The following is a 10,254-nucleotide window of genomic DNA, read 5'->3' on the forward strand; positions in this document are numbered from 1 at the left end:
TGGCGGCGGGGCGGGCTGGAGACGACCACCGAGAACACCGGGCAGCAGTGGGATGCGCCGGACGGCTGGGCGCCGTTGCAGTGGATCGCGATCGACGGGTTGCGGCGCTATGGCGAACCGGCGCTTGCGAAGGACATCGGCACGCGCTTCCTGTCCGACGTGAAGCATGTGTATGCGACCGAAGGCAAGCTCGTCGAGAAGTACGTGGTCGAAGGCGCCGGCACGGGCGGCGGTGGAGGCGGGGAGTATCCGCTGCAGGACGGCTTCGGCTGGACCAACGGCGTCACGTTGAAGCTGCTGGGGCTGTACGGCGAGTGACACGCGGCGCGAGCCGCGCGCTGGCACCGCACGAGAACGCACGAGAACGCACGGGCCGGACTGTCGCGCAAGCGGCCGTCCGGCCCGTGTCTGCATCCGCCTGGCTTCAGGGCGTTAGAACGTGATCGTCGCGCGCACGCCGACCACCGTTTCGTCGCCGATGCGTGCACCGGCCGCGTTCGGGTTCGGGATGCCGCCGCCCGGACGGAAGAAGTGCTGCAGGTCGGCCTGCATCTGCCACCACGGCGTGACCTGGTACTGGTAGGTCGCCTCGACGACCGTTTCCGCACGGCGCACCGGATAGCCGGGCGTCGTGTAGACGCCGGTGTCGCCGTCGAGGCCGCGCGCATGCGAGCCGATCTTCGCGTAGCCGACCGCGATGCCCGCGACGTCGTTGTCGCGTCCCTTGAACGGTGCTTTCAGCGTGACGCCTGCGTTGGCGGCGAAATCGACGGTATTGCGGTCGCCCGGCGCACCCATCACGCGCGCGAACACGTTGACCGAGCGCGGGCTGTCGGCCGACGGCCGCCATACCATCTGGTCCGCGACCGCGTAGAACGAGTAGTTGCCGCGATGGGTGGCGGCAATGCCGTTGCTCTCCGGATTCGCGAGCGACAGACCGTCGGTGCCGTAGCGCGGGTCGTTCGCATGCTGCGACTGATACCAGAAGCCGAGCTTGTACGTGCCCGGCAGGCCGGCCGGCTGCGGTGCCTTCGGATCGGCGGGCGGCGCGTTCAGCGCGTATTGCACTTCGCCGATCACGAACGCGCCGCTGCGCAGGTTGAAGTTGGTGCCGTGCGCGTTCAGCACTTGCGCATCGCCGTCGCTGCGGCCGGCCGGGTTGCCGTCGAACACGCCGATCATCGCGGTCCATGCATCGGACGGCTTCACGCGCAGCCGCACGCCGAGCGACGACAGCGGATACGCGGGGCCGCCGGCCGGCAGGTCGGTCGACGGCAGCACGGGCCAGCCGAACGTCGCGTTCATGAACGTCGCCGCGTTCTGGCTCACCATGAATTCCTGGTCGACACTCTGCTGGCCGACCTTCACGTCGACCTTGCCGTCGAGCAGCGACTGCTGATACCAGAGTTCCCACAGGCGCGTGGTCGAATTCGCTTCGATGCCGGTCGCGGTCTGCAGCGTCTGCAGATAGCGCTGCGTGAGGTTGGTGCCGTGAATCTGCAGCGCCGACACGTTGAACGTGCCGCCCGGCAGGCCGACCGCCTTGCCCGTGTCGACGTTGAAACCGAATTGCGTGAGCCCCTGGTACGCGCCGCCGCGATTCGTGCCGCCCGACGTGTTGTACAGGTACTCGCTGGTCTCCTGCAGGCTCAGCGTGACGCCGTGATCGCCGAGCACGTCGCGCAGGCCGCCCATGTTGCCGAGCAGGTTCGAGCGCTCCCAGAAGCCGGTGGGGGCGGGCGCGGCAGCATCGGCGGCCTGTTGTGCGGGAGCGGTGGCGTCGCTGGCGCCGGCCGCGGGTTCGGTTGCGGCCGGCGACGATGCTTGCGCGAACGCGGGCGCGGCGGCGAGCGACAGCAGCAGCGTGGCGAGCGCATTCAGGCGGAGCTTGCGCGGGACGGGTTCGAGGTAGTTCTTCATGTGGGTTCCGTTGTCGGTTTGATTAGTTAAGCTGAAGAAACGAAAACGTGATGCGGGAAGCGTGGCGAGACGAGGCGGTCGCACGGCGGCACCTGGCGCGTGGCACGGCTGCGCGACGGGGGATTTACGGCAGCCAGCCGCCGATGCGCCACACCTGCGCGAAGCCGAGGCGCGACGCGGCCGAGCACAGCAGTGCGACGAGCGCGACGGCGGCAGCCATCAAGGCGACCAGCAGGCAGTCGAGCGGGCGGGGCGCTGCCGGCACGTGGGCGAGCGCGGTGCCGCGCCAGTTGCTGAATGCGTGGGCGAGCGGCGAGAGGCCGGATACGAATGAGCGGTCGCATGCGAGATGCACGATGCGCTTGAGTCTGACCGCGAACGATTGAAGAAACATGACGCTGCCTCCGTCCGGTCCGGCTCGGGCCGGACGACGTGATCGAGCGCGGGCGCGTGACGCGGCCTGCGGTCGGAGGGTGGAACGTGGTGGAGCGTGCAACGGACGAACCGGCGACGGCCGGCTCGGGAGGAAGCGCGCTAACCCGACGAATGCGAGCTAGCGGCGAAAGACATGCGTCTGGCTGCTATCTCGCGATGGCTTGGCCGGCCTGGACCGGCATCGAACTGCAACTAGAGCATGTGTCCACGGAGGGACTCCTGTGATGAATTGCGGCGGATTGTATTCGGGTCGTTTGCTGCAGCGCAAGTAAAAAACGCACAAAAAGCGAGGCGCGTTGCGCGAGTGCCGCGGCGGCCTGTTCGGGCACGGGACGGGCACCAGATGAACACGACGGGAGACGCCGCCCCGTTGTTCATACGCATCGGACCCCGACGGGACGACACACCCTGAAAGGTTGTGCCGCGTGTTTTCAAGGGCAAATCTTTCAGTGCCGCAAAGCAGGAAATTTATTTCGAGAAATGGGGTTGGGAGGGGTTGACTTCACTTTCGGGCCGTCCATAGAATCCGCCATCTTCACTCTTGGGGCCGCCGCCTTGGACGCCTGCAGTAGTCGATCTTCGAACGAAATTTCCGCCTGAGCGACCGACGTCCGCGCCTCATCGAAGCCGCCGTTTGTCTCCCAGGCAAACGGTGCGCGCAGCAGTATTCCGCAGCAAATTCCTACGTGCACCCTGATTCGCGCCGGTTAGCGTGATGCGTTTTCGCATGCGCCGTCCGGTTTCACCGCCGCCTGGCAGGCGGCCGCGTTCGCGCACGCCTTTCCCGGGCTCGCGAATGCCGGCCCGCAGGCCTGACGGCGGTCAACCGTGTTCTCCGGAACACCGCACAGGAACAGGAGCCGCCATGAACGACAGTGACAGTTGTCCCTTATGCCCGTTGCACATACAGACCCTTTTGAACCCGGGTCGCAGGGACAATCCGGCCGACTAGCCTGACACGTCGTTCAGGCCCCGGACTGGCCCCGCGCCCAACACGCGGCCGGCAGCCTGCCGTCGCCGCACGGAGCCAGACCATGAACTTCGGCCTTCTGCTGTCGAATCTCCCGCACGTCACGGAATCGCGCAACCACTACGACGCGATGCTGATGCTCGACGCCCGTCCGCGGGTGTTCTCCCGCCTGTTGAACCAGCTGAAATCGTTGATCCGCTGAAGCAAGAAGTACCGAGCGCGCCTCGGCATGCGCACGCGCGGCCGCCATCGAGCGGCTGCCCCGCGCGCATTCCAAGGTCACACGCTCTTTAGATAACCCTTAGCCGTACGGAATAAATCATGTCCACGCCATCCAACGTTTCTCCACCGATCGCCGCTGAACGCAGCGCCGTGCTCGACGAAGCCCACCTGGGCGATATCCGCGGCGCGCTCGGCACGATCGCGCGTCACGACACCGGTGCCCGCAGCACGTGGTGGGCGCGTCTGCGCACGCTGCTCGCCATCATCGGCCCCGGCCTCATCGTGATGGTCGGCGATAACGACGCCGGCGCATTCGGCACCTACACGCAGGCCGGCCAGAACTACGGCACGACGCTGCTGTGGACGCTGCTGCTGCTCGTGCCCGTGCTGTACGTGAACCAGGAAATGGTGCTGCGCCTCGGCGCGGTCACGGGCGTCGGCCACGCACGCCTGATCTTCGAACGCTTCGGCAAGTTCTGGGGCGCGTTCAGCGTGATCGACCTGTTCCTGCTCAATGCGCTCACCATCGTGACCGAGTTCATCGGCATCACGTTCGTGCTGGATTTCTTCGGGCTGCCGAAGGTGGCCGGCGTGTGCGTGGCCGCGGCACTGACCATGGCCGCGGTGAGTACCGGGGATTTCAGGCGCTTCGAGCGGTTCGCGATCGTGCTGTGCCTGTTGAGCCTGCTGCTCGTGCCGGTGCTCGTGTCGATCCATCCGCCGGTGGCGCAGATCTCGCGCGATTTCTTCGTGCCGAACTGGCCCGCGCATGCGAAGCTGTCCGACGTGATGCTGCTCGTGATCGGTATCGTCGGCACGACGGTTGCGCCATGGCAGTTGTTCTTCCAGCAGAGCTACGTGATCGACAAGCGCATCACGCCGCGCTTCATGAAGTATGAAAAGGCGGACCTGTGGATCGGCATCGCCTTCGTATTGGTAGGCGCAGTCGCGATGATCGCGTTCTCGGCCCAGCTGTTCTCGGGCCATCCGGAATTCGGCAACTTCACCGACGCCGGTGGCATCATCGCGGGCCTCGAAAAGTATTCGGGCCGCACGAGCGCGACGCTGTTCGCCGTCGCGTTGCTCGACGCGTGCATCATCGGCGCGGCAGCCGTATCGCTGTCGACCGCCTATGCGATCGGCGACGTGTTCAAGATCCGCCACTCGCTGCATCGTAACGTGTCGGACGCGAAGGGTTTCTATCTCGTCTACTTCGGCATCGTCGCGGCCGCCGCGGCGCTGGTGCTGATTCCGGGCAGCCCGCTGGGCCTGCTGACGGAAGCCGTGCAAACGCTCGCGGGCGTGCTGCTGCCGAGCGCGACCGTGTTCTTGCTGCTGCTTTGCAACGACAAGCAGGTGCTCGGCCCGTGGATCAACTCGACGAAGCTCAACGTGTTCACGGGCGCGGTGATCTGGGTGCTCGTGATGCTGTCGATCATCCTGACCGCATCGGTGATGTATCCGGACATCAGCGGTGAAGCGATCCTCGACGTGCTGGTGGGCGGCAGCGTGTTCGCAATCGTCGGCTATCTCGCGACGGTGCTGATCCGTCGCAACAAGCGCGTCGTCGAACCGGGCGTCGACCGCTCGCAACGTGACACGTGGCGCATGCCGCCGCTCGACACGCTCGAGCCGCAGAAGATGACGCTGACGACGCGCGTGTGGATGGCCGTGCTGCGCGGCTATCTCGTGATCGCGGTCGGTCTCGTGATCGTCAAGGTCGTGCAGATGATGCTGCTGAAGTAACGCAGGTCATCTTCCAGGAAGCGGCGCCGGACCCGGCACCGCGCCGCAACCCGCACATGCCGGCCTCCGTGGCCGGCATGTGCGTTTACGCGTCCACTTGCGGCACGCCGCGCGCGCCGACGTCAGATCAGTTCGAGCTTCGACGTCAGGTACGTGAGCTGGATCCGGTTCGCGACGCCGAAGCGCTTGCGCAGCTTGCGCAGGTGATAGTCGACGTTGTGTGCGCTCGTGTCGAGGCGCCGGCCGATCTCCTTGTCGGAGGCGCCTTCGGCGATGCCGAGCAGCAGTTCCTGCTCGAACGGCGTGAGCCCGTTCACCGCGCGCTCGCGCGACGTCGAGATCAGCTGCGGCGACGCGAACTTGTGCACCGACAGCCCGATCGACAACGCCTGCTCGATCGTCGCCGGCGTGATCCATTCGCGCGTGCGGCGCGGCGCGGTGAAGCTCATGAACGCGTGCAGCCGCGTGCCGGGCACGGCCATCGAGTACATGATGCCGCTGCACATCCCGTCGTCCTGCATGTTCTGCAGGAAGCCGTCGAGCGCGGCCGGCGTCACGCGCGGGCCGTCGTCGCGCTCGCGATGTTCGCGGCGCAACTGCTGCAGGTCCCACACGATCGGCATGTTGCACACGCGCGCGCCGAGCGTGCGCGGATCGATGTCGTGATGGTTGTGCCGCACGTAGTCGCCGCGATAGGTGGCCGGCGTGAACGCTTCGTGCAGGTAGAGACTTTCGACGCGCTCGTGCGCGAATTCGAGCGCGAAGTACGCGAACGTCGAGAAGCCCGTCAGGTGCAGCAGGCTCGCGACGATGCGGCTGCGCTCCGCCGTGCTCTGCGCGTGCGCGAGCGTATCGGCGACGCCGAGCTTCGGTGCGTGCGGCTGAGTGATGTCACCGCGCTTCACGTCGTCGCACCAGACGACCTGCACGGGGCGTTCCCGCAGCACGTCCGGGCACGTGTTCAGCCCGTGCGACGTGCGGGAAAAGGTTGGGGCGACCGCTTCTTCATGCAATGCAATATCGGACATGTGCCATCCCTCGGAATCGACACGCATCGCCTGGCGGCGGCCGTATCGTGTACGGCATTCGCGGCGGTGCGATCGAGCATCGGTGTGATATGCGCCGATCGTCATCCCTGACGAAACGCGGGGGCATTGTACAAAAATGCCTGTGTATGCGTAATATGCCGTAATACTAATGGCGGCGGAAGATTCCTATTCGCACGCATATCACGCCGACCAATAAATCCATAAAGCAAAGACCAGATCGTGACGGGGCGCAGGTTCACATATTGGGAAAGGGCGGGCTCCTCATGACATATGCTGACGGCGCACCACGCGTCGAGTGGTTCTCGCAAGCCGATATCGCAACGGCTGCGACATATTCAAATGAATATCAGGCAATCGGGCACGACGTTTTTACCGGCACGCAACTCGAGCCAGGTAAAACCGACCTGGCTTCGCTCGATTTCGCGCAATGCCATGCGCGCTTGCGGCAAATCGGTTTCAGTACGCTCGGTTATGGCGCGTTCGAAATGATCGGGCGGCGCATCCTGTGCGCGCATCTGCTGCGAGACCTCGCCCCCGCGACTTTCATGCAGCCGTTTATCGAAGGCATGCTCTACGAGAGCGACCCGCGGTTCGCGCAGGTGCGGCAGAGCGGCTTTCCGGTCGCGTGGCGGCTCGACGAGATCGAAGCGGCCGCACAGGGCAGCGGCGACCGCAAGATGCTGGCGCTCGCCGGCCATCTGCGCGCGCACGGGATGAACAGCGGCGTGCTGTTTGGCCTGTCGGCGCCGCGCCTCGACCTGCGCGTCGCGGTGAACGTGACGTCGGAGACGCACGGCACCGAATGGATCGACGATCGCGTGATCGGCGGTGCGCTGTCGGTCAGCCTCGCGGTACATCGCGTCGCGCTGCCGTTCCTCGAAGCACGTATTGCACGCATGCGCGGCTTCGCGCTCGGCGACGAGCAATTGCAGGTGCTCGACCGCCTTGTGCACGGGTTGTCCGACCAGGAAATCGCGAGCGCGCTGCGCACGTCGCTGCACAAGGTCGGCCACCACATCCGCTCGCTCGAAAAACTCTTCAACGTGCAGAACCGCGCGCAGCTGGCGTATCTGGCGGCGCGTCGCTTGCCGTCCTGACGCTGTCCGTCCCCGGTTTTCTCCGCGTGACCCGATGACCGTCGTGCCGGCCCTCCGTGGCGGCCCGACGGGCCGTTTCGGCTGCGCGCGCCGTCGCGATGCGCACACGCTGCTTGACAGCGCTTTTTTCGAGTGATTGCCGCATTCACCTGTGAATTATTGCTGAATTATTTCTTCGTAATATGGCTCGACCGTCACGCCGGACGGCGGGCCGCGAGGTTGCGCCACGCGTGACGGAACTGGTCAACAGGGGCGGACAAATCAATGTGCGGAATCGACGGCTTTCTGAATAGCGTCGCCTTCGATGAGGAGACAGCGCGCGGCACGCTCGCGCGCATGACGGCAAGCCTCGCGCATCGCGGGCCGGACGGGCAGGGGATCTGGGTCGACCCGGAAGCCGGCATTGCGCTCGGCCACCGGCGGCTCGCGATCGTCGACCTGTCGGTACACGGCCGACAGCCGATGGCATCCGCGTGCGGCCGCTACGTCATGGTCTTCAATGGCGAAATCTACAACCATCGCGAACTGCGCGCGGAGCTCGAGCGCACGGGTCGTGCACCGGCGTGGCGTGGCCACTCCGACAGCGAGGTGCTGATCGCGGCGATCGTCGCGTGGGGTGTCGACGCGACGCTGCGGCGCGCGACCGGCATGTTCTCGATCGCGCTGTGGAATCGAGAATCGCGGGTGCTGACGCTCGCGCGCGACCGGATCGGCGAGAAGCCGCTCTACTACGGCCGGATCGGCGACGCGCTCGTGTTCGCGTCCGAACTGAAGGCACTGCGCGACTATCCGGGCTTCGACGGCGCGATCGACCGTGACGCACTGTGCCTGTACCTGCGCCAGTCGAGCGTGCCCGCGCCGCACACGATCTATCGCGGCATCCACAAGCTGCCGCCCGGCACGTATATCCAGTTCGAGCATGCGCGCGACACGCCGCGCCTGCGTGCGTACTGGACGCTCGAGCAGGCGATCGAGGACGGTCGCGCGCAGCCGTTCGAGGGCAACGCCGACGAGGCCGTCAGCCAGCTCGACGCGGTTCTGCGCCAGGCCGTCGCGCGGCAGATGGAGGCCGACGTGCCGCTCGGCGCGTTCCTGTCGGGCGGCGTCGATTCGTCGACGATCGTCGCGCTGATGCAGGCGCAATCGTCGACGCCGGTCGACACGTTCACGATCGGTTTCCATGAAGCGGGCTACGACGAAGCCGGTTATGCGAAGGCCGTCGCGCGTCATCTCGGCACGCGCCATACCGAGCTCTACGTCACGGCCGACCATGCGCTCGGCGTCGTGCCGAAGCTGCCGTCGATCTACGACGAGCCGTTCTCCGATGCGTCGCAGATTCCGACCTTTCTCGTCTCGGAGATGACGCGCCGGCATGTGAAGGTGAGCCTGTCCGGCGACGGCGGCGACGAGCTGTTCGGCGGCTATACCCGCTACTTCCTGACGCCGCGCCTGTGGCGCAAGCTGCATCGCGTACCCGGCGCCGTGCGGGCGCGGATCGCCGCCGCGCTGCACGCGTTGCGCCCCGATCATGCGGACCAGCTCGCGGCCGTCGCGCAGGGTGCGTGGGGCGGCGTGGAGGCGCGCGAATCGGCAACGCGCATCGGCGATCGCCTGCACAAGCTCGGCCACGTGATGACGGCCGAGAGCCGCATCGGGCTGTATCGTCTGCTGATGTCGTCGGTGCATCATCCCGAGCGCCTCGCGCTGTCGGGGCAGGAGCCGGCGACGCCGCTCGACACCGTATCCGCGTGGCCCGCGCACCTGAGCTTCGCCGAGCAGGCGATGGCGATCGATACGCTCACGTACCTGCCGACCGACATCCTCGCGAAAGTCGATCGCGCGGCGATGGCGGTGAGCCTCGAAACGCGCATGCCGTTCCTCGACCATCACGTCGTCGAATTTGCGTGGCGCATGCCGGCGGACCTGCGTTTGCCGGAAGGACAGTCGAAGGCGCTGCTGCGTCGGCTACTCGACCGGTACGTGCCGTCCGCGCTGATCGACCGGCCGAAGCAGGGCTTCTGCGCCCCCGTCGATCACTGGTTGCGCGGTTCGTTGCGTGACTGGGCCGAGGCGTTGCTGCGGCCGTCGCGGTTGCGCGAGGAAGGCTTCTTCGATGCGGCTGCGGTCGAGCGCCTGTGGCGGCAGCACGTAACCGGCCGGATGAACTGGCAGCACCAGTTGTGGACGGTGCTGATGTTCCAGGCCTGGCTGGAGGCACAGCGCGCCGCGTAAGCGGGCGCGCTGCGCGACGTCACTGATCGAGGCAGCGCATGCAGCGCCGCTTCGCGTCGCTCGATGGCAGGCCGCGGCACATCGTCATCACGGGCCGTGCATGGCACGACGGCGGATCGGCGGAGGCCGCCGGCGACGCCAGCCGGCGCGCGCGATCGGGCGGCGTGGTCGCGGCGGCATCCATGCGTCGCTGGCGTGCGGGCGGCGTGTCGCGCCCGGCGCTGCCTTCGTCAGGATTGCCCGACGTCATCGACGCGACGTGCAGCGCGTTGTCATTCGTTGCATGAGCAACGGGCGACGCTGCGCACGCGAGCGCGGCCAGCGCGGTCAGGCAGGCGGCGACGGTTCGCGAAGCGCGCATGTTCATATCCGTTCCATACGTTTCGGTGCCGGCGGCGCGGAGCGCGCGCGGCTGCTGCGTCGATTGTAGGGACGGCAATGGCCGTGTGTCACGCCGCAATCCGTAGTCTCGAACATCGGCGGCGGTGGCCGGAGCGGAAGCGACGAAGCGTGATGTACGAGAATGCGCGGCCGCCGACGCTCAAAAGCCCAAAAGCGACCGCCGCCCGGAGGCGGCGGTCGG

General features: G+C 66.6%; 8 protein-coding genes and 1 pseudogene. 5 read left to right on the forward strand and 4 right to left on the reverse strand.

The window, feature by feature from the left end:
- On the forward strand, positions 1-318 hold a 318-nt coding region (locus G3O00_RS35070; protein ID WP_277399355.1), incomplete at its 5' end, for a trehalase family glycosidase.
- 114 nt (positions 319-432) lie between these two features.
- Here the strand turns inward: G3O00_RS35070 and G3O00_RS35075 are convergent.
- Together G3O00_RS35075 and G3O00_RS35080 are read right to left on the reverse strand one after the other, a co-directional pair.
- Positions 433-1,920 carry a carbohydrate porin gene (locus G3O00_RS35075; protein ID WP_206145726.1) on the reverse strand — a complete coding sequence of 496 codons (1,488 nt, stop codon included), beginning with the start codon at positions 1,918-1,920 and terminating at the stop codon, positions 433-435.
- 124 nt (positions 1,921-2,044) lie between these two features.
- Positions 2,045-2,314, reverse strand: coding sequence for a hypothetical protein (locus G3O00_RS35080; RefSeq protein ID WP_206145727.1), 270 nt, complete (start codon positions 2,312-2,314; stop codon positions 2,045-2,047).
- Positions 2,315-3,389: 1,075 nt separating this feature from the next.
- Here G3O00_RS35080 and G3O00_RS35085 point away from each other — a divergent pair.
- Positions 3,390-3,527: a hypothetical protein gene (locus tag G3O00_RS35085; RefSeq protein WP_167316036.1), complete on the forward strand. Its 138-nt coding sequence runs from the start codon at positions 3,390-3,392 to the stop codon at positions 3,525-3,527.
- Positions 3,528-3,646: 119 nt separating this feature from the next.
- The gene (locus tag G3O00_RS35090) at positions 3,647-5,293 is read left to right on the forward strand and encodes an NRAMP family divalent metal transporter (protein ID WP_174932796.1); all 1,647 of its coding nucleotides are present in this window, start codon (positions 3,647-3,649) and stop codon (positions 5,291-5,293) included.
- A gap of 122 nt (positions 5,294-5,415) precedes the next feature.
- Here G3O00_RS35090 and G3O00_RS35095 read toward each other — a convergent pair whose 3' ends face one another.
- Complete coding sequence (locus G3O00_RS35095) at positions 5,416-6,321, reverse strand: LuxR family transcriptional regulator (protein WP_011354463.1); 906 nt, start codon at positions 6,319-6,321, stop codon at positions 5,416-5,418.
- A gap of 284 nt (positions 6,322-6,605) precedes the next feature.
- Between G3O00_RS35095 and G3O00_RS35100 the strand changes: the two genes are divergently transcribed.
- Both G3O00_RS35100 and asnB read left to right on the forward strand, forming a co-directional pair.
- A complete protein-coding gene (locus G3O00_RS35100) occupies positions 6,606-7,439 on the forward strand; it encodes an autoinducer binding domain-containing protein (RefSeq protein ID WP_206145728.1) in 834 nt (277 codons plus the stop codon).
- A gap of 264 nt (positions 7,440-7,703) precedes the next feature.
- Entirely contained in the window at positions 7,704-9,671 is a 1,968-nt protein-coding gene (asnB, locus tag G3O00_RS35105) for an asparagine synthase (glutamine-hydrolyzing) (RefSeq protein ID WP_206145729.1), read from the forward strand.
- 19 nt (positions 9,672-9,690) lie between these two features.
- Here asnB and G3O00_RS35110 read toward each other — a convergent pair.
- Positions 9,691-9,885, reverse strand: a pseudogene (locus G3O00_RS35110) (lytic transglycosylase); the annotation flags it as partial.
- Between the last annotated feature and the right edge of the window lie 369 nt (positions 9,886-10,254).

The organism is Burkholderia sp. Ac-20384, assembly GCF_017104605.1.
Lineage (GTDB): Bacteria > Pseudomonadota > Gammaproteobacteria > Burkholderiales > Burkholderiaceae > Burkholderia > Burkholderia lata.